The following is a 24,826-nucleotide window of genomic DNA, read 5'->3' as shown; positions in this document are numbered from 1 at the left end:
TAGGATATGTCTAACGCCCTTGGCCCGAGCGTGTAGGAGTTGCAATCTTGAAACGATATTGGTCCGATTATACGAGCGAGGCATTCTCCCGCCTCGATCGCGAGAAGCTCGTGGCGGTTCTGCCCGTCGGCGCAATCGAACAGCACGGACCGCACCTGCCGCTGGCGGTCGATGCCGCCATTGTCGACGGCATGGTGAAGGAAACAATCGCCCGCCTGCCTGAAACAAGCCACGCGCTTTTCCTGCCGACGCAGGCCATTGGCAAGAGCAACGAACACAGTCTTTATCCCGGCACGCTGACGTTCTCGGCAGAGACGATCATTCGCATGTGGTGCGAAATAGGCGGCTGCGTGGCGGCAAGCGGCGTTCGCAAGATGGCGCTTCTCAACAGCCATGGCGGCCAGATCAGTGTCATGGATATCGTGGCACGAGAACTTCGTATTCGCCACAATATGATGGTGGTGAGCATCAACTGGTTCGGTCTCGGAATGCCGGAAGGCGTCTACAGCGACCACGATGCCAAGCACGGCATTCATGCCGGTGACATGGAAACCTCGGTGATGCTGGAAATGCATCCAGACCTGGTCGACATGTCGAAAGCTCAGGATTTCCGCACTCTTACGGAAACTTTTGCACGTGATTTCAAGCATCTTGCGCTGAGCGGCGGCGCGAAGCCTGCCTGGCAGATTCAGGATATCAACCCCTATGGCGCCGCTGGCGACGCAACGCTCGCGACTGCCGAAAAAGGTCGAGCGACCATCGATTTTGCCGCCGAGCGGCTGGTCGAGGTTCTCGCAGAAATCGAACGAGCGCCGCTTTCCTGGCTCGACAATCAACCAGCCTGGTAAGGACAATGAGCGTGGCCCCCAACTCGCAAGCTTCGTCCTCTCTGATTGAGATAGACGGCGTCTACAAGCAATATGGCACTGGTGTGATGGCCGTGAGCGACATGTCGCTCAAGATCGAGCAAGGCCAGTTCGTCAGCTTCCTTGGTCCATCAGGCTGCGGCAAGAGCACCGCGCTGCGCATGATTGCCGGTCTGGAATCGATTTCCGCCGGTGATATCCGTGTCAACGGCCATGCTCCCGGCAAAGGTCCTATCGGAGCGCAGGATATCGGCTTTGTTTTTCAGGAGCCGACGCTGATGCCGTGGGCCAGCGTTTTCGACAATGTCTATCTGCCGCTGCGCCTTGCCGGTATCTCCCGCAAGGAAGCGACCCCGCGCGTTGAAGAAGCTCTGGCACAGGTTGGCTTGTCACGCTTTGCCAAGGCTTTTCCGCGAGAGCTCTCAGGCGGCATGAAAATGCGCGTTTCCATCGCCCGCGCGCTGGTTACACGTCCGCGTCTTCTCTTGATGGACGAACCTTTTGCGGCACTCGATGAAATGACGCGCTTCAAGCTCAATAATGACGTGCTGCGCCTCTGGCAGGAACATGGCCTGACGGTAATCTTCGTCACCCACAGCGTTTACGAGTCGGTTTACCTGTCAAACCGCGTTATCGTCATGGCGGCAAGACCGGGCCGAGTGGTTGCCGATATACCGATCATCGGCTCCTATCCTCGCGCTGAAAATTACCGCACGACAGACGCATATGCGAAATATTGCGCCAAGGTTTCCGACGCGCTGACCGCGACGCTTTCTTCTCAAGATATAGACCATTGAGGGCGGGAAGATGAACCAGATGCAAAACGAACTGCCCGTTCTCAATTCCGAACAGGATCGCCTCGCCCGGCGCGAGCGCACTTTGCGCATCATGATGCCGACATTGGCAATCATCATCGCGCTCGGCATATGGGAAGGCCTCGTCCGCTACTATCAGGTACCGCATTACCTGATCCCAGCTCCTTCGCTGGTCGCCGAGACCCTGATCAAGGACGGTCCATCCTTGACGGCATCCATGTGGTTCACCGTCAAGCTAACCCTGATTTCACTTGCCTGTGCCATTATTGGCGGCGTTCTGCTCGGCATGATCTTCGCCCTGTCGCGCCCGATAGAAATGGCGTTTTTTCCCTTTGCCGTTATCCTTCAGGTCACGCCGGTCATCGCTATCGCGCCGCTCATCCTCATCTATGTGCGCGACACATTTTCAGCCTTGTTGATCTGTGCATGGATCGTGGCGTTCTTTCCGATCCTCTCCAACACGGTGATAGGATTGCGCAGCGCCGACCACAACCTGCGCGATCTGTTCAAGCTCTACCGCGCTTCTCCATGGCAGCGCCTGCGTTATCTGCTGGCACCGAGCGCATTGCCCTATTTCATGGCCGCGCTAAAAATCGCTGGTGGCCTGTCGCTGATTGGCGCTGTGGTGGCTGAATTCGTTGCCGGTACGGCAGGCCAAAGCACCGGTCTTGCCTCGCGTATTCTGGAATCGAGCTTCCGCAACGAAATTCCGCGCATGTTTGCGGCACTTTTCCTCGTGTCGCTGCTCGGCATCGTGATTTTCCTCATCACAAGCTGGTTGTCGCGCCTCGTCCTCGGACGCTGGCACGAAAGCGAAATCCGTCGTGAGCGCTAAAATGCTGACTGGCGTCGCCTTAGCCGGACGTTCCGGACACTACGACATCAAAATCGAAGGTGATCGCATCGCGTCGCTTGTTCCGTCGCAGGCAGTTGGCGGCGGACTTGTCACCCCGCTTTTTGCGGATATCCACGTCCATCTCGACAAGACGTTCACGATTCAGCGTATTGCAGAAAATGGCAGCGCCAGAGTGGATTGCCTGTTCGACGCCATAGACCTGATGGGCACAGACCGGAAGAACTGGAGCGCGGAAGATATCCGCGACCGCGCGAGCAAAGGCATTGAGGCTGCGTTCGAACAAGGCGTCGGCGCCATGCGCAGCCATGTGGACTGGACGACACCGGAAGTTCCTGTTGCATGGCCCGTTCTAAACGAGCTGCGCGAGGAATGGAAAGACCGGATCGACCTTCAGCTGGCGGCGCTTGTGCATGGTGATCTGGTGCTTGATGCAGGCTCACAAATCGCGGCCCGTGTTGCAAAAGATGGCGGTGTCTTCGGAGCGTTCTTCTATCGCAATGCCGATCTTGAAGCCAAAATCGAAGAGATGTTCCGCCTCGCTGTGCAGCATGGTCTCAATCTCGACTTCCATGTCGATGAAGGTCTGGATGTCGAAGCAGACGGGTTTTCGCTGATAGTATCGGCAACCAAACGCCATGGCATGGCTGGTCGGGTGCTGTGCGGTCATGCCTGCTCGTTGTCGCTGCGCAGGCCGGACGAACTGCAGCGCATCCTGGACGCTGCCGCAGAAGCAGGCACGGCACTCGTTTCGCTACCCACGACAAACCTCTATCTGCAAGACCGGATCGGCGGAAAGTCTCCGCGCCTGCGCGGTGTTGCACCGTTGAAGGAAGCGCGCGCAGCAGGCATGGATGTCATGTTCGGTTCCGACAATGTCCGCGATGCATTCTATCCCTATGGCGATTACGACCCGCTCGCCATACTTCGTCTCGCAGCGCCGGTTTGCCATGTCGAGCCGCAGGACTGGCTCGACAGCATCACCACCCTGCCCGCCCGCCTTATTGGCAGCGAATGCGTGCAGCAACCGCAGGCAGGTGGCGTGGCCAGTTTTGTCTGGCACGACGCAGCAGACCTGAACGATCTCATCAGCCGCCCGCAGGCTCGCCGCGTCGTCTGGCGTAATGGCGTTGCCGTGCCTCAAATCAACGGGAGAGCCACATGAATTCTGCCGCTCCACAGCGCATCTACGACTGGGCCGCATTTCGCGCCGAAATCGATGGAATCCGCATCTATGACGACCCAAAGCAGGTCGAACTGCGCTCGCGTGATTATTTCTGGTACAGCCCGATCCTCACCGAAGATATCGGCCATTATGTCGGCGATCTCGTCGTCATCCCGAAAGATCAGGATGAGGTGCGTCGCGTAGCGGCAGCCGCTGCAAAATTGCGTATCCCGATCACCGTTCGTGGCGGCGGCACAGGCAATTACGGTCAATGCGTTCCGCTCGAAGGCGGCATCATTCTGGACATGACCAAGATCGACCGCATCGTTTCCATCGAACCCGGCAAGGTTCGTGTCGAAGGCGGCGCTCGCATTTCGCGTCTGGACGATGCCGTGCGCGAAACCGGTCAGGAACTGTTGATGTATCCGTCGACCCGCCGCATCGCCACGATTGGCGGCTTCTTCTCAGGTGGTTCAGGCGGCATCGGCTCATTGCGTCACGGCATGTTGCGCGACGATGGCAATGTCTATTCGGTCAAGGTTCTGACTGTCGAACCGGAGCCGAAGATTATCGAATTGACCGGACGCGACATTCATAAAGTTCAACATGCCTATGGCACCAACGGCATCATTCTGGAGCTGGAAATCGGCCTTACCAAGGCAACGGACTGGATACATACTGCAGCCTTGTTCGATAGTTACGAGGCAACGCTCAACTTCTGCCTCAAGGCGCTAGAAGGCAATCTCGACTGCTATCTTCTGACCACTGTAGATCGCCGTTTTGCGCGCTTTTACACCAAGTTCGGCGATCTGTTCCCATCCGACAAGGATGCGGTTTTTGCCATGATTGCCCCGGAAGAAATGGCTCGTTTCGAAGCGCTCGCCACTGAATTTGGCGGCAAGATTTCCTTCGCCATGACGCTGGATGAATTGCACAAGAATGGTTTGCAGCCTGCTTATGAGTGCGGCTGGAACCACACAACCTTGCAGGCGCTGAAAGCCGAGGAAGGCTGGACCTATCTGCAGGTCGCCTATCCGCGTCCGTTTGACGTGGATGTAGTGACACGCCAGATCGAGCGCTACGGCGAAACGCAATATATGCATCATGAAATGGCGCGCCTTGAAGGAGAAGTGCAGATTTTCGCGCTTCCGCTTGTTCGCTTTGAAGGCCGTGACGAGATGTACCGCCTGATCAAGGAACTGGAGCAGGTTGACGGTTGCGATATTTACGATCCGCATGCCTACACCATCGAGGATGGCGGCATGAAAGAAATCGACAGTGTCCAGATCGAATTCAAGAAACTGGCAGACCCATATGGCCTGCTCAATCCGGGCAAAACGCGCGGCTGGACCGCTGACATGGCTTTGACTGATTAAAACAAGGGGAACCAAATGAAAAAGACACTGGTTGCGGCGTTGGCCGCACTTTCCATGGGCCTTTCTGCACAGATGGCCTATGCGCTCGACAAGGTGACGCTCGGTACCAACTGGCTCGCACAAGCCGGTCACGGCGGTTTCTATCAGGCTGTCGCAGATGGCACCTATGAAAAATACGGCCTCGATGTGCAAATCGAAATGGGCGGACCGCAGGTCAACAATCGCCCGATGCTTGCTGCAGGTCGTCTCGACTTCCTGCTGACCGGAAACTTGCTACTGTCGTTCAACAATGTCGCCAACGGCGTGCCGACGACGGTTGTTGCCGCGTTCTACCAGAAGGATCCGCAGGCATTGATGGCGCATGAAGGTGCGTACAAGGACTTCAAGGACCTGGCCAATGCCGAAACGATCCTGATTTCGAAGGACGGCCAGTTCTCGTTCTGGCCATGGCTCGTCAAGGATTTCGGCTTCAAGGACGAACAGCTGCGCCCTTATGGCTATAGCCTCGCCCAGTTCCTTAACGACAAGAAAGTCGTGCAGCAGGCCTATGCGACCGCCGAGCCGATCTATGCAGAAAAGGAAGGCGCTAAGGTTACGACCTATCTCCTCGCCGACTACGGTTACAGCACTTACGGCAATACAATCGAAACCCGTCAGGATCTGATCGAAAAGAACCCTGATCTGGTACAGCGCTTCGTCAGCGCTTCCGTGGAAGGCTGGACCAATTTCCTCTACGGCGACCGCAGCAAAGCCTATGAACTGATCCTGAAAGACAATCCGGATATGAGCAAGGAAACGCTCGATGCGGAACTGGAGCGGATCAAGAACCTTCAGCTTATCGACAGTGGCGATACGCTCGAAAAGGGAATTGGGGCAATCTCGATGGATCGCGTCAAGGCGTTCTACGAACTCGCCCGCAAGGCAGGGATTGTCAGCGGCGACGAACTCGACATGAGCAAGGTCGCGACCGATGCCTTCGTAAACAAGGGCGTGGGGCTCGACATCAAGAAAAAGCTGGGGCAATAACCCCTCCTCAATCGCGGCAGGCATGAATGAACAACGGCGACGAGAATGACGACACCGAACTGACCGGACGGGACAAGGTTCTCGGACGCAGGCGGCGCATTCTCGGTGCAATACGGGCTGCCGCGATCGATGAATTTGCCGAAAAAGGCCTTGCGGGGGCATCCACGCAAGGCATTGCGCACCGCGCCGGTCTCACCAAGCCGCAACTGCACTACTATATTTCGAGCAAGGAAGAGCTTTACGAGGATATCATCGTCTACATCCTCGAAGAATGGGAAGACATATTCCTCGGGGCCAGTACCGAAGACGACCCTGCCAAGGTGATCCGCCAATATATCCGCGCCAAGCTCGAATATAGCCAGAAAAGCCCCAAAGCCTCGCGCCTTTTCACCACCGAAATTGCCAATGGTGCACCTTATCTGAGCCGCCATTGGAAAAAGCACGTCGCAGCGACCCATAATGCAGTGAAACTCATCCAGTCGTGGGTGGATGATGGTCGGATCAAACCTGTCGATCCTCTACTATTTCAGATGCATATCTGGGCCGTCACCCAGCATTATGCCGACTTTGAAACGCAGGTTCGCAGCATGATGGAACTCGACAAGGACGAACCGCTCGATCTCGAAAGGATCGAGAAAGAGGTTTCGGCGCTGTTTCTGCGGGCCTGTGGGTTGGAATAAAACGCGTACCGGCAACCCTTTCAGCGTAATCCTTCAAGTTCCGCGATGCGGGCGGCACTGTCTTTTTCAAGCATTCTGGTCATTTCGCGAATGACCGTTTCCGCCAGCACAAAGAGCGCTGCCGAAGAATCCCAGGCTGACGGTACGGCCGTACGTCCCGCCAGAACATGGCGCGCCACGCGTGCAATCGGTGAAAGCCACTGGTCGGTCACGAGGATGACTTCCACGCCTCGTGACCTTGCCGTCTCAGCCAGTTTCAAAAGACTGTCCTGATAACGACGAATATCGAAAACCACCAGAACATCGCGCTTTCCCATATCGAGAAGACGGTCACGCCACACGCTCTCCTGTCCGCCCAAGTGAAAGACATGCGGGCGAATGACCGTCATATGCGCCGCCATATATTGCGCAATCGGATCGGTGAAGCGCCCGCCAATCAGATAGACATTGCCCTTGGCGTCACTCAAAGCCGACACGGCCTGCCGCAACTGCTTTGCACCCAAATGCCGGAAACTCTCCCGAATATTCTCCAGCGTATGTTCCACCGCAGGATAGGCTGTGTCTCGCCCGGTTCCCGGCTGTTCGTTGCGGTGGTGCGGTGATTGCAGTTGAGCCGCGAGTTCATCCTGCAAGCGCGCTTGAAAATCAGGATAGCTCTGAAACCCGAGCCTGTTCACAAAGCGCAATATCGTTGGGGAGCTGACACCGGCCAAGCCGGAAAACTCCGCGACAGTTTTTAGTCCCAGCATCGGGTAATTGGCGATCAGCGTCTGGGCGGCACTGCGCTCGCCCGCTGGCATCGTATCGATCCGTTCATTGATCAGTTCCGCAACGCTTGCATGCACCGGCACAGCACTTCCCGTTCCTGAACGCCCTTTTTGAATTTGGGCGAAATTGTGTTTGACAAATAATCATAGGACGTATCAAATAATCCGCAATAGCGCATAATTGGAAAAAACGTAACATAAGTTACAGCGCGGGGAACGAACAGAATGACGGACGAGCGAGAACATCGCACGGCTTCGTGCGAGCCTGTTTCTGTCTTCAACAAGGATGGGGAAAGTCCCTATCTTCTTGTCTGCGAGCACGCATCCAACTTCATTCCCGAGACTTTCGAGGGACTCGGTCTGGGGGGAGATGCCTTGCAGGCACATATCGCGTGGGATCCAGGCGCAGTGGAAGTTGCAAGGCATCTCGCCTCGTCCCTTCACGCGCCGCTCGTCGAAAGCCAGCTTTCGCGATTGCTAATCGATTGCAATCGTCCACTCGACGCTCACGACCTCATTCCGGAAATCAGCGAGACAACCGTGGTTCCCGGAAATCACGCGCTCAATTCCATGGAACGTCTGGCACGTATCGATCTTTCACATCGGCCATTCCACACTGCTGTCGAACACGTGATTGCAGAGCGTGCGCGACGAGGACAGGCATCGTGGATCGTGACGATCCACTCCTTCACGCCCATCTATCGCGACGTCCCCCGCCCCTGGCCGATCGGCATCATCCACGACGAAGATGACCGGATCGGCAAGCCGTTGATCGCCGCACTGAGGAAAGATCCAGCGCTCAATGTCGGCGTCAACGAACCCTATTCACCAGCCGATCGCGTCTATTACACGCTGGAGCGGCACGCGCGTCCGCGCAACGCGCCCTGCGTGATGATCGAACTTCGCAACAATGAGATTGCCGATGGTCCGGCACAGATTGCCTGGGCCGAAAAACTCGCAACGATATTGAGGGACATTGCGAAAGCAATTGACCCTCGCAACACAGAACAGAAAGCCTGAAGGAGCGGGAAATGCCGAAGCCGATCAGACTGTTCGTCAAATATGTTGATGCAGTGAATTACTATGTCGGGCGCTTCGCGATGTATCTCTTCTTCGTGCTCGGCGCCTGCCTTCTATATTCGACTTTTTCGCGTGTCGTTCTCGGCGTACCGGTCAACTGGGTATTGGAAATGTCCCAGTTTCTGCTCTCGGCCTACTATCTGCTCGGTGGAGCATACGCCATGCAACAGGGCGCGCATGTGCGCATGGACTTGTTCTTTGACCGTCTTTCACCGCGCAGGAAAATGATCACTGACATGATCACCATCCTGTTCATCATCTTCTATCTCGGTGTGATGGTCGCCGGTGGCATTTCATCGACCAACTACGCCATCGTTTACAGCCAGAAGAACTATACCGCCTGGGCGCCGCTTCTCTGGCCGATCAAGCTCATCATGACTGTCGGTATTCTCCTGCTGCTGCTGCAATGCGTCTCCAATTTCTTCAAGGACTGGGCCTCCCTGCGTGGACAGCCGATCAGCACCATTGCGGGTCCTGCCATTGAGGAAGGGCATCACATATGAGTTCGGAATTCATAACGCTCTTCATGTTTGCAACCATGATGGTGCTGCTCATGACCGGGCAGCGCGTATTCGGCGTGATCGGTTTTGTCGGCTCGCTCGCCGCTCTCCTGCTTTGGGGCAAAGGCTCGTTCGAGATGCCGTATAATGCCACCTTTGCGGTACTGAACTGGTATCCGCTTATCACTGTGCCCTTCTTCGTCTTCATGGGCTACATGCTCTCGGAATCGGGCATTGCCAGCAATCTCTACCGCATGTTCCACGTGTGGTTCGGCGGCATTCGCGGCGGTCTGGCACTGGGTACGATCGGCCTGATGGTCATTATTTCCTGCATGAACGGCCTGAGCGTTGCAGGCATGGCAATCGGTGCTACCGTCGCACTGCCAGAGCTTCTCAAGCGTGGCTATAACAAGGTTATGGTAACGGGCGTCATTCAGGCTGGCAGTTCACTTGGTATCCTTATTCCGCCAAGCGTCGTGCTGGTACTTTATGCGATGATTGCCCGGCAGCCGGTATTGCAGCTCTGGCTCGCAGGGATTGGTCCCGGCCTTCTCATGGCCGCGCTCTTTGCGATCTATATCTACATACGCTGCCGCCTCCAGCCCGAGCTCGGACCGACTTTGCCACAAGAAGAACTGGACAGGATCACATGGCACGACCGCTTCGTCGCGCTGCGCGCAGGCATTCTGCCACTCGTGGTCTTCGGCGCGATGATGGGCCTGTTCCTCACCGGCGTTACCAGCCTTGTTGAAAGCTCGGCCGTTGGCGCATTGCTTGCAACGCTTGCCGCGCTTTTCACCGGACGCCTCAACAAGATTGTCTGGGAAACCACGTCACGGAACAGTCTCACCGTCACCTGCATGTTCCTCTGGATCATTCTGGCTGCACTCTGCTTTTCATCGGTCTATGATGGCCTCGGAGCGGTGAAAGCCATTGAAAGCGTGTTGCTGAACACCTTCGATCTGTCGCCCTGGACAATCCTGATACTGATGCTGTTTTCGTTCATCATATTGGGCATGTTCCTCGATGACACGGCAATGCTGGTCATCGTGGCACCGCTTTACATACCGCTGGTCAAGAGCCTCGGCTTCAACGCCATCTGGTTCGGTGTGCTCTACACGATCACCTGCCAGATCGCATATATCACGCCGCCTTTCGGGTACAATCTCTTCATGATGCGGGCCCTGGCCCCGAAGGAAGTCACGCTGATAGACATCTATCGTTCAATCGTACCGTTCTTCTTCCTCATGGTGCTGACCATCATTCTTCTGATGATCTTTCCGCAGATCGCGATGTGGTTGCCCAACTGGTACACCGGACGATGACGATAATTACGGGAGAATGCGCATAAGCCGGTGACAAGAGCCAGAACGGCTAGACCGGAACACATAAAGGGTGAACTCAAACAAGAGTGGGAGAATGGGCATGAGTGAGAATAGCAAGCTTAACAAACGCGATTTTCTCAAGAAAGCCGGGCTGACGACCGTTGGCGCGCTGGGTGCAAGCACGCTTGCAACGCCATATGTGAGGGCGCAGAGCCCGATCAAATGGCGGCTCCAGACCTATGCAGGTCCGGCACTTGCAGAGCACGTCATCAAGCCGTCTATCGACGCCTTCAACAAGGCTGCCAATGGCGAGATGGTGATCGAACTTTATACTGCCGACCAGCTTGTGCCGCAGGGTGAGCTGTTCCGCGCGGTTCAATCCGGCACAATCGACGCTGCGCAAAGTGATGACGACTCGATGGCGTCACCAGTCGATGTCGCGGTGTTTGGGGCTTATTTCCCCTTTGCATCGCGCTACAGCCTCGATGTGCCTGCCCTGTTCAACTGGTACGGACTCAATGAAATCTGGGAGGAAGCCTATAAGGAAATTCCGGGCGTCACATGGCTCAGCGCCGGTTCCTGGGACCCGTGCAATTTCGTAACCACCAAGCCGATCCGCAGCGTTGCTGACCTAAAGGGACTTCGGGTCTTCACATTCCCGACCGGTGGCCGCTTCCTGACCAAATTCGGCGTCGTGCCTGTCACGCTGCCGTGGGAAGATATTGAAGTCGCTATCCAGACTGGCGAACTCGACGGCGTTGCATGGTGTGGCGCGACCGAGGCCTATACGGTTGGCTGGGCCGACATCAACAAGTACTATCTGACCAACAATATCAACGGCGCATGGGCCGGTTCCTATTTCGCGAATACCGAGAAATGGGACGCCGTGCCGGATCACCTGAAGACGCTCTTCAAGCTGGCAATGGACTCATCGCATTATTATCGCCAGCATTGGTACTGGTGGGGCGAAGCTCACTATCGCACCACCGGTGGGAAGCTGGAACTGACAACTATTCCGGAATCGGAATGGAAGCAGATCGAGGACGCTGCCGAACAGTTCTGGGATGAAATCGCAACCAAGAGCGAGAGAAACGCGAAGGTTGTCGCAATTCTGAAAAAATATCAGGAAACCATGCGAGGTGCGGGCGCACCTTACCGTTATGCCTAAGGATTTTGGACGCGGCACACTGTGCCGCGTCCATCACTTTTTTCCGTTCTGGAGCGAGCATAAATGGCCGGACAATTGACTTTCGATGCATTGAAAAAAGCCGTTGCGAATGATGAAATCGATACGGTTCTTGCATGTTTTGTGGACATGCAGGGACGCTTGATCGGCAAACGCTTCTACGGGCAGTTTTTCGTGGAATCTGGTTACGACGAGACCCATGGCTGCAACTATCTTCTTGCCGACGATATCGATATGGAACCAGTGCCGGGCTATGAGGCCGCCGGATGGGACAAGGGCTATGGTGATTTTGTCATCAAGCCGGATCTTTCGACCTTGCGCGTCGCCACATGGCTGGAAAAGACCGCCATCGTGCTTTGCGACGTGCTCGATCATCACGACCATCAGGATCTGGCGCATTCCCCGCGTGCTATCCTCAAGAAACAGCTCGCGCGCCTGCACGAGCGCGGCTATCGCGCCTATTTCGCGTCTGAGCTTGAGTTCTATCTTTTTGACGAGACCTATAAGACAGCCCGCGCAAAGCACTGGCAGGATATGGAAACGGCATCTCCTTACGTGCAGGATTATGTCATCCACCTGACCACCAAGGAGGAACCGGTTCTACGCGCAATGCGCAACCAGCTCGCGGCAGCGGGAATTCCGGTCGAAAACTCCAAGGGCGAATGGGGTCCGGGACAGGAAGAACTGAATGTGCGCTATGCCGAAGCGCTCGAAATGGCAGACCGCCATGTCATCATGAAGAATGCGATGAAGGAAATCGCCGAAGCACACGGCAAATGCATCACCTTCATGGCCAAGTATGATTACGGCAAGGCTGGAAGCTCCAGCCACGTGCATAATTCCATCTGGAGCGCCGATGGCAAGGAACCGCTCTTCTTTGATCCGAAAGCCCCATACACTATGACGCCGCTCATGCGTTCCTGGGTGGCCGGACAGCTCAAATACGCCACCGACTACACCTATTTCCTGGCGCCTTACATCAATTCCTACAAGCGCTTTCAGGCAGGCACTTTTGCGCCGACGAAAATCATGTGGAGCCAGGATAACCGCACTGCAGGTTTCCGCCTTTGCGGCGAAGGTACGAAAGGCATCCGCATCGAATGCCGCATCGGTGGTGCTGATCTCAATCCATATCTGGCCTTTGCAGCGCTTATCGCATCGGGCTTGCAAGGCATAGATGAACAACTGGAACTTGATGAGCCCTTTGTCGGCGATGCCTATAGTGCGGTCAAACTCAAGGAAATTCCTTACACGCTCCGGGAGGCCGCACAGGCGCTCAAGAACTCGTCGTTTCTCAAGGAAGCTTTTGGGGACGCTGTGGTCAACCACTATGTCCACACCGCCCATTGGGAGCAGATCGAATACGACCGGCGCGTGACCGACTGGGAACTACATCGCGGTTTCGAGCGCTATTGACCCGCGTGACCGGTCCCGAAATGAATAACGCAATGCCAGACTTCAGAGGAAATTGCAGATGAGCGGCACGGCCAAGATCATCTCTCCGATAGACGGCTCGGTATATGCCGAGCGTCCTTTTTTAAATGAGGCTGCAATCGCCTCGACGGTGGCGGCAGCGCGCGCTGCGCAAACAGGCTGGGCTCAGTTGAGTATTGCTGAGCGCGCGCGCTATTGCCGGGCCGCACTGGATGCGCTTGCCGGGATGCAGGAAGAGATTATCCCTGAAATCGCATGGCAGATGGGGCGCCCGACCCGTTACGGCGGGGAGAATGGCGGCGTGCAGGAACGCGGCCAATATATGATCGACATCGCCGAAGAGGCACTGAAACCCTATGTGCCCACACAGAAGGATGGTTTCCGTCGATATGTGAAGCACGTACCGCTCGGCGTAGTTCTGGTGATTGCACCGTGGAACTATCCCTATCTCACCGCCGTCAACACAATCATTCCCGCACTTATGGCCGGGAACACCGTGATCCTCAAACATGCAACGCAGACGCTTCTGGCTGGTGAACGCTTTGCAAATGCGTTTGAGAAGGCCGGGCTGCCCAAGGGTGTCTTCCAGAATATCGTTCTCGATCACGCATCGACGGAAAAGTTGCTTGCATCCGGCACAATTGACCACGTGAATTTCACGGGCTCGGTTGGCGGGGGGCGCGCCATCGAAAAGGCTGCTGCGGGCACCTTCATGACGCTCGGGCTGGAGCTTGGCGGCAAGGATCCGGCCTATGTGCTTCCTGATGTCAATCTGGACCATGCCGTCGCCAATCTGGTCGATGGTGCTTTTTTCAATTCCGGCCAGTGCTGCTGCGGGATCGAGCGCATCTATGTTCATGAAGCAGTCTATGATCGCTTCGTCGATGGTTTCATCGACCTGACGAAGCAATATATCGTCGGCAATCCGCTGGATAGTTCAACGACGCTTGGACCAATGGCGCAGGCGCGCTTTGCCGATCTCATCCGCGAGCAGAAGGCGGAAGCGCTGCGCAAGGGTGCGAAGGCCCACGTCAATATGAGCGTCGAGAATGATCGCGCGGGCTCTCCCTATGTCGCGCCGGAAGTGCTCACCAATGTCGACCACCAGATGAGCGTCATGCGTGAAGAAAGCTTCGGCCCCATCGTCGGCATCATGAAAGTACGCAATGACGAGGAAGCTCTCGCGCTCATGAATGACAGCATCTACGGCCTCACAGCTTCGCTCTGGACAGCAGATACGGACCACGCTGCCGCTCTCGGTGACCGCATCGAAACGGGCACGGTTTTCATGAACCGCTGCGATTATCTCGACCCCGCACTTGTCTGGACCGGGGTCAAAGACACTGGCAAGGGTGCTGCCCTGTCACCCATCGGCTACGGCAATCTCACGCGACCGAAATCCTTCCACCTGCGTGAGAAAATCTGATCTGAATTGAATTTCTGGAAAGCAATCGACATGACCACTTTGACTGCCAAATGGAATTTCCCCACCACCGTGCTTTTTGGCCCAGGCCGCATCAAGGAATTGCCTGTCGTCCTCAAGGCCGCTGGCATTCAGAATCCGCTCTTTGTGACTGACCCCGGTCTGGCAAAACTTCCAGTGGTGGCGTCCACGCTCGCTATTCTGGATGAAGCCGGTGTGAAATACGGGGTTTTCTCCGACGTCAAACCTAATCCGGTCGAAAGCAATCTCTATGCGGGCGTTGAGGTCTTCAAAAGCGGCAAGCATGATGGCGTCATCGCTTTTGGTGGTGGTTCAGCGCTCGACCTCGGCAAGCTGATTGCCTTTCAGGCAGGGCAGACACGACCGGTCTGGGATTTCGAAGACATTGGTGACTGGTGGACGCGCGCTGACAGCAAAGCAATTGCCCCGATCATTGCCGTGCCCACGACCGCTGGCACAGGATCGGAAGTTGGCCGTGCAGGTGTCTTGACCAACGAAGCGACCCATACCAAGAAGGTCATCTTCCATCCCAAGATGCTGCCGGTCACAGTCATTGCCGATCCTGAGCTTTCCACCGGAATGCCACCTTTCATCACTGCGGGCACTGGCATGGACGCACTGGCACACTGCCTTGAAGCATATTGCGCTCCGGGATTTCATCCGATGGCCGATGGCATCGCGGTGGAGGGTATCCGTCTGGTTCTTGAAAACCTTCCCACCGCCTATGCCGATGGCAAGAATATTGAAGCGCGTGCGAACATGATGGCAGCGGCCGCAATGGGTGCAACGGCCTTCCAGAAAGGGCTCGGCGCAATCCATTCGCTGTCGCATCCCATCGGTGCCCTTTATGATACCCATCATGGCATGACGAATGCGGTTTTCATGCCCTATGTTCTGCTTCAGAACCGATCTGCCATCGAAAAGCGTATAGAACGGCTTGCCGATTATCTCGGCATCAAGGGCGGATTCGACGGATTTCTGGCAGCAGTCATGAAATTGCGGAGCGATTTGAGCGTCCCCAATACGCTGCCCGAATTCATCAAAGGCCTCACAATGGATGACGCCCGGAAAGACCTGATTGCCGAGATGGCTATCGTCGATCCAACCGCTGGCGGCAACCCGATTGAATTGACAAAAGAACGCGCGTTGAAGTTGCTAAATGCTGCACTCGAAGGTAAGGTCTGACACGCTGAATTCAGGCTCGGCGAGGGCCATAGAAGTAAGCATCGCACCACCTATGGCGGGGGGCGATGCATTGGGGAGCAGGTTCTTGGGGAGGAGCCTGCTCCCTTTCATTTTGCGCAACATTCAGGCCTGCCCAAAACAGCGAAAACCCGGCTTTCCGCCTGTAGAGAAACGGGAACAAATCGATATTTCAAGCGTTTACCTTAATCACCTAAGACGGAGGGTTGCACGTGAATATCTTCAAACAGACCTGTGTCGGTGCGTTGGCCGTGATCTTCGGAGCGACGTCCATCGCGCCGACAATGGCAGCGCCTTTGAATCTGGAACGTCCGGTCATCAATCATAATGTGGAACAGGTGCGCGATCATCGCCGCCCGCCACGTCACTATAATAGCCATAGGCCCCACCGGCCGGGATACTGGAACGGTCATCGCGGCTATCGGCATTATCGTCATGGCTATCGTCGCTATAATGACGGGTGGTGGTATCCGCTGGCAGCTTTCGGCGCAGGTGCCATCATTGGCGGTGCCGTAAGTCAGCCTCGCCCCGTTTATCGTGCATCGAGGATGTCCAACGCGCATGTTCAGTGGTGCTATAACCGCTACAAATCCTATCGCTCCTCGGACAATACATTCCAGCCCTATAATGGGCCGCGCAGACAGTGCTATTCGCCCTATTCTCGTTGATAATTGGAAACGCGCCCTTTGAGGGCGCTTTTTCATATAGTTTACGATGTGTCGAACAGAAACGTGATGAAATTTCCGGTTTCTGCGATAACCCAATGCTGGACGCCTCTCTCAAAGAGGAATAAGCAAGCCCGCGTCATAGCAATGTCGCGGGCAAAATTTTCTTCGTTCCCATTCTTTTGCGACATGACAGACAATATTCAGAACGTGGATGGTGAAAGAAATGTGCTCGACTTTCTCCACGACCGGTTCAGTCCAAAGCCGGCAGTCGCTCTTTAGCTGCGTGCATTGCGCGGGCAGCAGAACGATTTCGGCGCAACCTTGAGTTTGAGAATGTCGCATACCACCGCCGCAAGCCCCGCTCCTACCAATGCGCAACGCCTGGCGATGACCGCTCTGATCGTTGGCGGAATCGCTATTGGCAGCTCGCCGATCTTTGTCCGACTTTCCGAGGTGGGTCCGCTCGCAACAGGCTTCTGGCGTCTTGCACTCGCAGTTTTACCGCTTCTGCTCATGGATGGTCGCGAACGGCGCGACGAAAAGGATACTACCCCGCTCACGCTGTCCGACTGTTTGCGCCTCGCCCTGCCTGGCCTGTTTATCGCTTTCGACCTCGGCGCGTGGCACCTGTCGCTGCACATGACATCCGTTGCAAATGCCACGCTGCTTGCCAATATGGCGCCGATTTTCGTGACATTGGGCGCTTGGTTGCTTTTCAAATCGCGCGTGAGCACGTCCTTCATGATCGGGCTTGCCGTCGCGGTTATTGGCGTCGTCGTGCTAAAGGGTGGACCGGGCGAGCTTCTCCAGTCCCAATCGTCCGGCGATGCGATGGCGCTTCTGGCCGCAGTCTTCTATGCCGGTTACATTCTCTCGGTTGGCCGCTTGCGCAGCCGCTTTTCCACCATGCGCATCATGCTGTGGAGCAGCGCGATTGCAGCCGTCTTTTCGCTGCCGGTTGCGTATTTCATGGAAGGTCAGATACTGCCTGCCACGCTCTATGGATGGCTTATTCTTGCAGGCCTAGCATGGGTAACTCATGCCGCAGGCCAGAGCATGATCGCTTATGCCCTCGCCTATCTTCCGGCATCGTTCTCGTCACTCACCCTGCTTCTGCAACCGGTTGTCGCAGCGTTTCTTGCCTGGACTATCCTGTCGGAACCTATCGGCATGTTGCAGGCTCTGGGCGGCATCATCGTGATATCGGGCATTTTGATCGCTCGAAGAGGATAGGATATGAAAAAGCCCCGGTTTCCCGGGGCTTTCTTACGGAGCTGATTACTCAGCCAGCCATTCCTTGATGCGGTCCGGATGGTCCGCGATATATTTATCGACGGCCTTCTCATAGGACGTTTCCTGCGCATCGAACATCGCAGCTTCGAGCTCGCTGATCGGAATGCTCATCTTGGTCAGCAATGAAGCAACTTTCGGATTGTCTTCCTTGAAGCCCTTACGTGCAATGGCGTCGATATGTTCGGCACCACCCAGTGCGCCTTCAGGATCGGCAATATAGCGGAGCTTGTACTTGCCGAACATCCAGTGCGGGCTCCACGAAGTTGCCACGAACCAGCCGTCGGAACGTGTGGCGCGGTCAACTGTCGTCAGCATGGCCGCTTCACTCGAAATATTGAGCTTGTAGTCCAGCCCGTATTTCTTGATCGCTTCCTGCGATAGACGAGTGAGGCCTGCGCCCGGATCGATGCCCTGAATTTCGCCCTTCAGCTTCTCGCGAACTTCCGGCTTCTTCAGGTCTTCAATGGAGCTGATCTCGCTTTCCGGGATGTAAGCCGGAACAATCCAACCGAGCTTTGCACCTTCATAGAGCGGGCCTAGGTCTTCGACCTTGTCCTTCACGCGTGCATAGTAATCGGCGTGCGTTTCCGGCAGCCATGCCATCATCATGGCATCGATATCGCCACGGCTCACACCCTGATAAAGTGGGGCCACGTCCGTCTGAACCAGCTCAACCTTCTGGCCGAGATTGTCTTCGATCAGTTTCTTGGCAAGTTTGGTGACGAACTCAGCATCCGACCAAGGTGCCCAGCCGATCTTCACCGGCTTGCCGTCCTGCGCAAATGCTGCGCCCATGGTCATCGTTCCCGCCACAACTGCCGCCAGACCGAATTTGGTTAGTTTGCCTAACATAGCTTCTCCTTTTCGATTGGTATCAGTTCCCATTGTTATTATTGGGTTATTCTTGGTTATTTTGGCTTCCTTCATGCTTCCTGCTTGCGAAAGGACGAGGCGGACTGAGTGTCCGCCGCCTTTCTTAAAGATGCGAGCCTTTTGAAAAATCCGGCTCCGCCCTTGCCGAAGCTCTGGGTAATGCGGTCGAGAATGACCGCCAGAATGACCACTGCAAGGCCACCTTCAAAGCCGAGGCCCACATTGAGGCGCTGGATGCCGGTCAACACTGTATTGCCGAGGCCGCCCGCACCGATCATCGACGCGATGACCACCATCGACAGTGACAACATGATCGTCTGGTTGATACCGGCCATGATCGAGGGCATGGCGTTTGGAAGCTGCACCTTGAACAGAAGCTGCCGTGATGTGCAGCCGAAGGCCAGCCCGGCTTCAACGAATTCGGCATGTACCTGCCGGATACCAAGATTGGTCAGACGCACAACCGGCGGCATGGCGAAAATCACCGTCGCAATTGTTCCGGGCACGGCACCGAGGCCAAAGAACATTGCTGCCGGAATGAGATAGACGAAAGCGGGCATCGTCTGCATGAGGTCGAGCACCGGGCGCACAATCGAGGCGACTGTATCGCTGCGCGCCATGGCGATGCCAAGCGGAATGCCGATCACGACAGCAATAACCGTCGATGCCAGTACCAGAGAGAGGCTTTCCATCGTGCCCGTCCACAATTCCATGTGGATGATAAGGCCCAATGCGAGAGCCGTGAATATCGCGAACTTCCACCCCACACGCCACAGCGCGAGCAGTGTAAGAATTGCGACCCCACCTATCGGCGGGACTGCGAGAAGAGCGTTTTGAATACCGTCAGTCACAAAACCGATGGCGGCTGCGATCATATCGAGCGCAGGCGTAAAGTGGTCGAGAATGTAGTTGACCACAACATCCGCCCATCCGCCGACACTGAAATTCAAATCCATGTTTTACCGTCCATTTCCGTATTTCTTCTGGATTGGACCAATTCTGCCTTCATCAGGCAAAAGGCCGTTGGCGCGCAGGTCTCAGCCTGCGCGACCAAGCGTTTCAAGCAAGGCCGATTTGCTGATAGCACCGACATAACGGTTCTGGCGGTCAGTGACCGGGACCGGCCAAGGGCTTTCCGCCACCTGTGTCAGCAATCCGGCAAGCGGCGCTTCGGCTTCGATAGCAGAGACGCTATCCAGTCTCTCGCCATCCTGCGCGACAGCACCCTTTGCCAGCGCATCACGACTGACCATGCCGCGATATGTGCGGTCGGCATCGATCAACACGCCGAACGTCTTGCCGCTCGCGTCGAAACGCTCGAGCGCCGTCGCCAGCTGTTCGGGTTCAAACACGATCAGCTCGTCGTCGCGAGCCACATCGGCGGCTTTGAATACGCGGGACACATCGACATTGCGGAAGAAGGAACGAACATAATCGTTGGCCGGTGCGGACACGATTTCGTTTGGCGTTCCCACCTGGACGACCTTGCCGTGCTGCATGATGCAGATACGGTCACCGATACGCATGGCTTCGTCCAGATCATGGCTCACGAAAATGATCGTCCGGCTATGTTCAGCCTGCAGCCGCTTGAGTTCGTCCTGCATTTCGGTGCGGATCAGCGGATCAAGGGCAGAAAATGCCTCGTCCATCAGAAGAATGGTCGGCTCGCTTGCCAGCGCGCGCGCCAGTCCGACACGTTGCTTCATACCGCCGGAAAGCTGATCCGGCATACTGTGAGCATATGGTTCAAGACCAACCGCAGCGAGTGCTTTCAGTGCCTTCTGGTGACGTTCCGCCTCACCCATTCCGGCCACTTCGAGACCGAACGACGCATTGTTCAGAACCGAACGATTGGGCAGGAGCGCAAAAGACTGGAACACCATGCTCATGTCGCGACGACGAAGATCGATCAGCTCGCGCTTCGTCATTTTGACGATATCGCGACCGTCCACTTCGATGGAACCGGCAGTCGGTTCGATCAAGCGATTGAGCAGACGCAGAAGCGTGGATTTGCCCGAACCGGAGAGGCCCATAATAACGAATACTTCGCCTTCATAGATATCGAAGGTCGCATCATCGACGCCGATTGTTGCGCCAAGTTCGCTGTGAATCTGGGTTTTTGATTTACCTGCGCGCAATTCTTGCATTGCACGCTCCGGGTCATCGCCGAAGACTTTAAAAACGCTCTTCAAGCTTATTTTCGTCTCAGCCGGCGACTTCATACTTTCTTCCTTGTATAAAATACCATGCATTAAGTTTAACCCCGCTGTGCTGGCGGACTTAATCTCCTTTTTAACATTGATAGAACTTCATTCCAGCGCAAAGTGCCCACACGCGATCTGCGTTCCGCAAACGGTCCGCATGGAATGATTATCGATAGATTGCTTGATTCTATATAGGTCATTTCCCGACATGTCCACCCACAGCCGTGAATTCATCTGAATGATCCGTCCAGCAACCGTCCCCTTGAATGATTTGTTTGAAGGGTTGCACGACGCATTTCGAGGGCTGTTCGACACTGCCTAAAGCAGGAGGCAATCGACCAGCCTGAAGACAATAGTAGTCCCGATCCAGTCAATTACCGGAACACCCTGCGACAAATATGCTATCAGCTGCGACATCGTCCGAATTAGTATAATTCGGGATAAAAATGACTATAATTACAGAAAAATAGTGTGATTATACTATCACTCGGAGTTATCTAGTCTATACATAAAGACGGCGCGGATTGAGCAATCCGCGCCGTGATAGACCCTGTTTCAAAGGCCTGTTTCTTCAACGATAAGCCATATATCCGACAAAGCCGGTGATCTTCCAGCGTGCCCCGTCGCGACGACAAAAATAAAGCGTCTGCCAGTTGAGACGATCGATTGTTCCGTCCTTTCTGGCGATCGTTCCATCGAATTTTTTCCGTGCGAGAGCGACGTCGCCGGTAATATCGATCACACTCAGGTTGGTCGCACGAAAGATACCGTCCGCCAGAGATTCGGCATATTCCACCGCTGCACTCTCCGCTGCCTGTCGCAGCCATTCATCGCGATAACTTGCGAGCGTCGGAAAACCGGCGTCCCAATTGTCAGGATCGCGATCATTATGCGCATGAATGCCAAGGAAGCGCACCTCATCGAAATCATCGGCCACCAATGACCAATCCTGCGATACGAAGGCCTCGATATCGCGCCGTACAAGCATCTCCCAAATCTGCTCGCGATCCTTGTCGCCAGCAAACGGATTGGCCGCACCCTTCATGCTATCCTCCTGATTATCTTAATTTTCCACGTGCGGCGACCGGCAGGATATCGACGACATCCTCGCCCGAAACAAGATGAACTTCATCAAAGAGATTGGAAACGACGCAGACGTGGTCGGGAATAATCCGGAGCCGCTCACCAACCTTCAGACCCGCGACATCACCAACCAGCTTGCCGTGCTCCTCACTCAGGCCGATCACACGGGCATCGGGACGGCCCATCACTTCACCAAAGTCGCTCAGTCCCAGCGTATCGCTGGATAGTGCCTTGGATCCGGCATCAATGATCGCTCGTTCTGATGTTGGATGGCTGACGACCGTTGAAAGCACCGTCAAGGCGCAGTCATCCACTGTCGCCGCGCCCTTTTCGACCTGATAACGGTCGAAATAGATATAGGTGCCGGGGCGATATTCGGTGACGACGCTGTCGCTGGGTTTGCGCCACATATCGGGCGTGCCGCCGCTTGAAATCGTCTCGCAGGGAAGGCTATTCGCCTCCAGCAACTCACGTGCCGAATAAAGCCATTGTTCAGCCTCGTCCGGCTTGCCCGCTGCGGGATAGGTCATCAGACCACCAAAACGCAGTCCTGTGCTCTGGTCTATAATGCGTGCCAGCTCCAGGGCTTCGGCTGGCGTCTGCACGCCACAGCGCCCCATGCCCGTGTCGCATTCGACAAGCACTTTCAACGGATGCTTTTCATCGGTGAAACGCGCCGCCAGTCCTGCAAGGGAGGTTCGATTATCGACCGTTACAGACAGGGTGATGCGTTGATGCAGCGTATGAAGGCGATCAAGCTTTTCCTGTCCGAGAATATTGTAGGGCAGGAAAATGTTCGTCAGCCCAGCATCGGCCATGACTTCTGCCTCGCCTAGCTTCTGGCAGGTGATCCCGGTCGCGCCCGCTTCCACCTGCATTTTGGCGAAGAGCGGCAGCTTATGCGTCTTGATATGCGGGCGCAGTTTAACCCCCACCGCATCTGCATGCGCCTGCGCCTTGGCGATATTCGCCTTCACGCGATCAATATCGATGAGGATCGCAGGTGTATCCACCTCGTGAACGGTTTTCGGTCTGGTCATGGATCAGTCTCCCAGCGGCAAGCGCGGATCGTCTATGGTGAGCGTATTGAGGCTATGCTTGATGCGGCGCAGGCTTTCCAGCACCTTGGGGCCACGCGCTTCTGCTGTCGCCGTGGCGATCATGTCGAGAATGGCCAGCAGCGCGAAGCGTGACGATGTCGGCTTGTAGATATTGCCGTCTTCATTCGCCTGATATGGAATGAGCACATCCGCCGCCTTGGCGAGATCGGAACCGGCAGGCGTGATCGCTACCGTCTGCGCTCCATATTGCCGCGCAACCAGCACGGCCTCCACCACCGAACGCGCAAAGCCGGAGACGGAGAAAGCGATTACCGTTGTTTCATGCGTGGTGACGGCGGCATACATGCGCTGTAATTGCCCATCAACCTGCGCGCTGACAGGAATACCCAGCCGGAACAAGCGGTTCTGCATTTCTGTTGCCAGCATGGACGAGATGCCGCCAGACCCGAGACATAGCACAGGACCACCGGCGGCAAGCCGTTCGGCCACTTTCATCAACACGCCCATATCGAGCCCGTCGCTGGCGCGCTGAATGGCGGCAACTGCCGCATCAGTCACAGCCGTCGCTATGCGGCTTTCACGCACATCCCGCGCGGGAATTTCAGCCGTCAGATACTGCCCGCCGATGGCCAAGGCCTGCGCCAGAAAGAACTTGAAGTCGCGAACCCCGTCACAGCCAAGTGCCCGGCAAAAACGTGTCACCGTGGGTTCGCTGACACCTGCTCTGGCCGCAATTTCCGAGATTGCCGCCTTGGAAGCATAATCGGGATCGGCCAGCACGAGCGCAGCCAGCCTCCGGTCGGATTTCGATCCGTCCTGCGCCACGACATGCAGCCGCGTGATGATGTCGGCAACCTTGCTCATCGGAAATTCAAAGCGGGAGACCGCTATCCTTGTCGAAAAGATGTATGTGTTCGCTCTTCGCAGTTACAGGCACTTGCTCGCCGGGCGCAAGATGTATGCGCTCGCGAAACACAGCTCGTATAGGCTGTCCTGCGATCCGGCCATAAATATGCGTTTCCGGACCAGTCGGCTCGATCACCTCGACGGTGAGTTTCAGCCCTTTGCCATCCGGCGCGACCGTAAAATTTTCCGGTCGAATGCCTGCTTCCACCTGCCGGGTTTCGGATGATCCCACGCCAACAGCGATTTCCTCACCCTCTCCGGTACGGAATACTCCGCCTGAAACGGTTCCCGGAATGAAACTCATCGACGGCGAACCGATAAAGCTCGCAACAAACTTGTTGGCGGGACGATCGTAAAGATCCAGCGGTGCACCGATCTGTTGAATCCTGCCCTGATTCATAACCACAATCCGGTCGGCCATGGTCATGGCCTCAATCTGGTCATGGGTGACATAGATCACCGTCGACTTCAGCCGCTGATGTAGCGCCTTGATTTCCGTGCGCATCTGCACGCGCAATTGCGCATCCAGATTGGAAAGCGGCTCATCAAACAGAAATACCGATGGTTCGCGAACGATGGCGCGCCCCATGGCGACGCGCTGGCGCTGCCCGCCTGAAAGCTGGCGTGGGTAGCGATCAAGATAGGAATGGAGATTGAGGATGGACGCCGCCCTGTCCACCTTCGCGGCCGTTTCTTCTGACTTTTCGCCGCGAATGCGCGGACCAAAGCCGATGTTTTCACGCGCCGTCATATGCGGAAACAGCGCATAGGATTGAAACACCATCGCAATATTGCGCTTTTGCGGTGGCAACTCGTTAGCCCGTTCCCCACCAATCAGAAGGTCACCGCCGGAAATGGGTTCAAGCCCGGCCACCATCCGCAAAAGCGTGGATTTTCCGCAGCCAGAAGGGCCAACCAGCACGAGAAACTCTCCACTTTGAATATCGAGGTCGACATGGTCGAGGACCGTTAATTGTCCGAAAGTCTTGGTGATGCCGCGCAGAGAAACCTCTTTCAT

The 24,826-nt window shown here is 55.8% G+C and carries 24 protein-coding genes; 16 read left to right on the top strand and 8 right to left on the bottom strand.

Annotation, left to right across the window (positions count from 1 at the left end):
* Positions 1 to 47 precede the first annotated feature (47 nt).
* From OHI65_RS07615 to OHI65_RS07585, 7 genes are read left to right on the top strand one after another with little or no spacing between them, the layout of a single operon-like run.
* Positions 48 to 848 carry a creatininase family protein gene (locus OHI65_RS07615; protein WP_010659054.1) on the top strand — a complete coding sequence of 267 codons (801 nt, stop codon included), beginning with the start codon at positions 48 to 50 and terminating at the stop codon, positions 846 to 848.
* 5 nt (positions 849 to 853) lie between these two features.
* Entirely contained in the window at positions 854 to 1,663 is an 810-nt protein-coding gene (locus tag OHI65_RS07610; protein WP_125301176.1) for an ABC transporter ATP-binding protein, read from the top strand.
* 10 nt (positions 1,664 to 1,673) lie between these two features.
* The gene (locus OHI65_RS07605) at positions 1,674 to 2,516 is read left to right on the top strand and encodes an ABC transporter permease (protein ID WP_185755973.1); all 843 of its coding nucleotides are present in this window, start codon (positions 1,674 to 1,676) and stop codon (positions 2,514 to 2,516) included.
* Positions 2,506 to 3,699, top strand: a complete 1,194-nt coding sequence (locus tag OHI65_RS07600) for an amidohydrolase family protein (protein ID WP_235824428.1) — start codon at positions 2,506 to 2,508, stop codon at positions 3,697 to 3,699. The genes OHI65_RS07605 and OHI65_RS07600 overlap by 11 nt, the downstream gene beginning before the upstream one ends.
* Positions 3,696 to 5,075, top strand: a complete 1,380-nt coding sequence (locus OHI65_RS07595; protein ID WP_012093226.1) for an FAD-binding oxidoreductase — start codon at positions 3,696 to 3,698, stop codon at positions 5,073 to 5,075. The genes OHI65_RS07600 and OHI65_RS07595 overlap by 4 nt, the downstream gene beginning before the upstream one ends.
* A 15-nt stretch (positions 5,076 to 5,090) precedes the next feature.
* Positions 5,091 to 6,101 carry an ABC transporter substrate-binding protein gene (locus OHI65_RS07590; RefSeq protein WP_036587463.1) on the top strand — a complete coding sequence of 337 codons (1,011 nt, stop codon included), beginning with the start codon at positions 5,091 to 5,093 and terminating at the stop codon, positions 6,099 to 6,101.
* A 26-nt stretch (positions 6,102 to 6,127) separates the two neighbouring features.
* Positions 6,128 to 6,781: a TetR family transcriptional regulator C-terminal domain-containing protein gene (locus tag OHI65_RS07585; RefSeq protein ID WP_125301177.1), complete on the top strand. Its 654-nt coding sequence runs from the start codon at positions 6,128 to 6,130 to the stop codon at positions 6,779 to 6,781.
* A 20-nt stretch (positions 6,782 to 6,801) separates the two neighbouring features.
* On the opposite strand, the gene OHI65_RS07580 is transcribed toward OHI65_RS07585, so the two are convergent.
* Positions 6,802 to 7,581, bottom strand: coding sequence for a MurR/RpiR family transcriptional regulator (locus tag OHI65_RS07580; RefSeq protein WP_231771610.1), 780 nt, complete (start codon positions 7,579 to 7,581; stop codon positions 6,802 to 6,804).
* A 192-nt stretch (positions 7,582 to 7,773) separates the two neighbouring features.
* Between OHI65_RS07580 and OHI65_RS07575 the strand changes: the two genes are divergently transcribed.
* From OHI65_RS07575 to OHI65_RS07535, 9 genes are all read left to right on the top strand, one after another.
* A complete protein-coding gene (locus tag OHI65_RS07575; protein WP_125301178.1) occupies positions 7,774 to 8,568 on the top strand; it encodes an N-formylglutamate amidohydrolase in 795 nt (264 codons plus the stop codon).
* An 11-nt stretch (positions 8,569 to 8,579) separates the two neighbouring features.
* Positions 8,580 to 9,131 carry a TRAP transporter small permease subunit gene (locus OHI65_RS07570; protein ID WP_010659063.1) on the top strand — a complete coding sequence of 184 codons (552 nt, stop codon included), beginning with the start codon at positions 8,580 to 8,582 and terminating at the stop codon, positions 9,129 to 9,131.
* Complete coding sequence (locus tag OHI65_RS07565) at positions 9,128 to 10,453, top strand: TRAP transporter large permease (RefSeq protein WP_012093234.1); 1,326 nt, start codon at positions 9,128 to 9,130, stop codon at positions 10,451 to 10,453. The genes OHI65_RS07570 and OHI65_RS07565 overlap by 4 nt, the downstream gene beginning before the upstream one ends.
* Positions 10,454 to 10,553: 100 nt before the next feature.
* On the top strand, positions 10,554 to 11,621 hold the full coding sequence (locus tag OHI65_RS07560; protein ID WP_012093235.1) for a TRAP transporter substrate-binding protein: 1,068 nt from the start codon (positions 10,554 to 10,556) through the stop codon (positions 11,619 to 11,621).
* Between the two features lie 63 nt (positions 11,622 to 11,684).
* Positions 11,685 to 13,055, top strand: coding sequence for a glutamine synthetase family protein (locus OHI65_RS07555; protein WP_012093237.1), 1,371 nt, complete (start codon positions 11,685 to 11,687; stop codon positions 13,053 to 13,055).
* Between the two features lie 58 nt (positions 13,056 to 13,113).
* Positions 13,114 to 14,499 carry an aldehyde dehydrogenase family protein gene (locus tag OHI65_RS07550; RefSeq protein ID WP_125301179.1) on the top strand — a complete coding sequence of 462 codons (1,386 nt, stop codon included), beginning with the start codon at positions 13,114 to 13,116 and terminating at the stop codon, positions 14,497 to 14,499.
* 30 nt (positions 14,500 to 14,529) lie between these two features.
* Positions 14,530 to 15,702 carry an iron-containing alcohol dehydrogenase gene (locus tag OHI65_RS07545; protein ID WP_125301180.1) on the top strand — a complete coding sequence of 391 codons (1,173 nt, stop codon included), beginning with the start codon at positions 14,530 to 14,532 and terminating at the stop codon, positions 15,700 to 15,702.
* Between the two features lie 230 nt (positions 15,703 to 15,932).
* Positions 15,933 to 16,388 carry a BA14K family protein gene (locus OHI65_RS07540; protein ID WP_094515635.1) on the top strand — a complete coding sequence of 152 codons (456 nt, stop codon included), beginning with the start codon at positions 15,933 to 15,935 and terminating at the stop codon, positions 16,386 to 16,388.
* Between the two features lie 333 nt (positions 16,389 to 16,721).
* Complete coding sequence (locus tag OHI65_RS07535) at positions 16,722 to 17,621, top strand: DMT family transporter (RefSeq protein WP_029375998.1); 900 nt, start codon at positions 16,722 to 16,724, stop codon at positions 17,619 to 17,621.
* Between the two features lie 45 nt (positions 17,622 to 17,666).
* Here OHI65_RS07535 and OHI65_RS07530 read toward each other — a convergent pair whose 3' ends face one another.
* From OHI65_RS07530 to OHI65_RS07500, 7 genes are all read right to left on the bottom strand, one after another.
* A complete protein-coding gene (locus OHI65_RS07530) occupies positions 17,667 to 18,533 on the bottom strand; it encodes a glycine betaine ABC transporter substrate-binding protein (protein ID WP_010659072.1) in 867 nt (288 codons plus the stop codon).
* A gap of 71 nt (positions 18,534 to 18,604) precedes the next feature.
* Positions 18,605 to 19,510, bottom strand: coding sequence for an ABC transporter permease (locus OHI65_RS07525; RefSeq protein WP_010659073.1), 906 nt, complete (start codon positions 19,508 to 19,510; stop codon positions 18,605 to 18,607).
* 81 nt (positions 19,511 to 19,591) lie between these two features.
* The gene (gene proV / locus OHI65_RS07520) at positions 19,592 to 20,776 is read right to left on the bottom strand and encodes a glycine betaine/L-proline ABC transporter ATP-binding protein ProV (RefSeq protein WP_010659074.1); all 1,185 of its coding nucleotides are present in this window, start codon (positions 20,774 to 20,776) and stop codon (positions 19,592 to 19,594) included.
* A 553-nt stretch (positions 20,777 to 21,329) separates the two neighbouring features.
* A complete protein-coding gene (locus tag OHI65_RS07515) occupies positions 21,330 to 21,803 on the bottom strand; it encodes a hypothetical protein (RefSeq protein ID WP_010659075.1) in 474 nt (157 codons plus the stop codon).
* A gap of 13 nt (positions 21,804 to 21,816) precedes the next feature.
* The gene (locus OHI65_RS07510) at positions 21,817 to 22,881 is read right to left on the bottom strand and encodes a D-TA family PLP-dependent enzyme (protein ID WP_125301182.1); all 1,065 of its coding nucleotides are present in this window, start codon (positions 22,879 to 22,881) and stop codon (positions 21,817 to 21,819) included.
* 3 nt (positions 22,882 to 22,884) lie between these two features.
* Positions 22,885 to 23,766, bottom strand: a complete 882-nt coding sequence (locus tag OHI65_RS07505; protein WP_010659077.1) for a MurR/RpiR family transcriptional regulator — start codon at positions 23,764 to 23,766, stop codon at positions 22,885 to 22,887.
* A gap of 7 nt (positions 23,767 to 23,773) precedes the next feature.
* Positions 23,774 to 24,826 carry an ABC transporter ATP-binding protein gene (locus tag OHI65_RS07500; RefSeq protein ID WP_125301183.1) on the bottom strand — a complete coding sequence of 351 codons (1,053 nt, stop codon included), beginning with the start codon at positions 24,824 to 24,826 and terminating at the stop codon, positions 23,774 to 23,776.

This window comes from Brucella sp. MAB-22 (assembly GCF_025908475.1).
Lineage (GTDB): Bacteria > Pseudomonadota > Alphaproteobacteria > Rhizobiales > Rhizobiaceae > Brucella > Brucella anthropi.
This window is presented reverse-complemented; position numbering and strand designations above follow the sequence as displayed.

Excerpts from the sequence above, each read along its gene's own strand:
- OHI65_RS07570 (WP_010659063.1), top strand. The coding sequence starts at position 8,580 with ATGCCGAAGCCGATCAGACTGTTCGTCAAATATGTTGATGCAGTGAAT.
- OHI65_RS07595 (WP_012093226.1), top strand. The coding sequence starts at position 3,696 with ATGAATTCTGCCGCTCCACAGCGCATCTACGACTGGGCCGCATTTCGC.
- OHI65_RS07545 (WP_125301180.1), top strand. The coding sequence starts at position 14,530 with ATGACCACTTTGACTGCCAAATGGAATTTCCCCACCACCGTGCTTTTT.
- OHI65_RS07535 (WP_029375998.1), top strand. The coding sequence starts at position 16,722 with ATGTCGCATACCACCGCCGCAAGCCCCGCTCCTACCAATGCGCAACGC.
- OHI65_RS07610 (WP_125301176.1), top strand. The coding sequence starts at position 854 with ATGAGCGTGGCCCCCAACTCGCAAGCTTCGTCCTCTCTGATTGAGATA.
- OHI65_RS07510 (WP_125301182.1), bottom strand. The coding sequence starts at position 22,881 with ATGACCAGACCGAAAACCGTTCACGAGGTGGATACACCTGCGATCCTC.
- OHI65_RS07560 (WP_012093235.1), top strand. The coding sequence starts at position 10,554 with ATGAGTGAGAATAGCAAGCTTAACAAACGCGATTTTCTCAAGAAAGCC.
- OHI65_RS07565 (WP_012093234.1), top strand. The coding sequence starts at position 9,128 with ATGAGTTCGGAATTCATAACGCTCTTCATGTTTGCAACCATGATGGTG.
- OHI65_RS07585 (WP_125301177.1), top strand. The coding sequence starts at position 6,128 with ATGAACAACGGCGACGAGAATGACGACACCGAACTGACCGGACGGGAC.
- OHI65_RS07530 (WP_010659072.1), bottom strand. The coding sequence starts at position 18,533 with ATGTTAGGCAAACTAACCAAATTCGGTCTGGCGGCAGTTGTGGCGGGA.
- OHI65_RS07500 (WP_125301183.1), bottom strand. The coding sequence starts at position 24,826 with ATGAAAGAGGTTTCTCTGCGCGGCATCACCAAGACTTTCGGACAATTA.
- OHI65_RS07575 (WP_125301178.1), top strand. The coding sequence starts at position 7,774 with ATGACGGACGAGCGAGAACATCGCACGGCTTCGTGCGAGCCTGTTTCT.
- OHI65_RS07605 (WP_185755973.1), top strand. The coding sequence starts at position 1,674 with ATGAACCAGATGCAAAACGAACTGCCCGTTCTCAATTCCGAACAGGAT.
- OHI65_RS07525 (WP_010659073.1), bottom strand. The coding sequence starts at position 19,510 with ATGGATTTGAATTTCAGTGTCGGCGGATGGGCGGATGTTGTGGTCAAC.
- OHI65_RS07515 (WP_010659075.1), bottom strand. The coding sequence starts at position 21,803 with ATGAAGGGTGCGGCCAATCCGTTTGCTGGCGACAAGGATCGCGAGCAG.
- OHI65_RS07505 (WP_010659077.1), bottom strand. The coding sequence starts at position 23,766 with ATGAGCAAGGTTGCCGACATCATCACGCGGCTGCATGTCGTGGCGCAG.
- OHI65_RS07580 (WP_231771610.1), bottom strand. The coding sequence starts at position 7,581 with ATGCCAGCGGGCGAGCGCAGTGCCGCCCAGACGCTGATCGCCAATTAC.
- OHI65_RS07555 (WP_012093237.1), top strand. The coding sequence starts at position 11,685 with ATGGCCGGACAATTGACTTTCGATGCATTGAAAAAAGCCGTTGCGAAT.
- OHI65_RS07590 (WP_036587463.1), top strand. The coding sequence starts at position 5,091 with ATGAAAAAGACACTGGTTGCGGCGTTGGCCGCACTTTCCATGGGCCTT.
- OHI65_RS07550 (WP_125301179.1), top strand. The coding sequence starts at position 13,114 with ATGAGCGGCACGGCCAAGATCATCTCTCCGATAGACGGCTCGGTATAT.
- proV (WP_010659074.1), bottom strand. The coding sequence starts at position 20,776 with ATGAAGTCGCCGGCTGAGACGAAAATAAGCTTGAAGAGCGTTTTTAAA.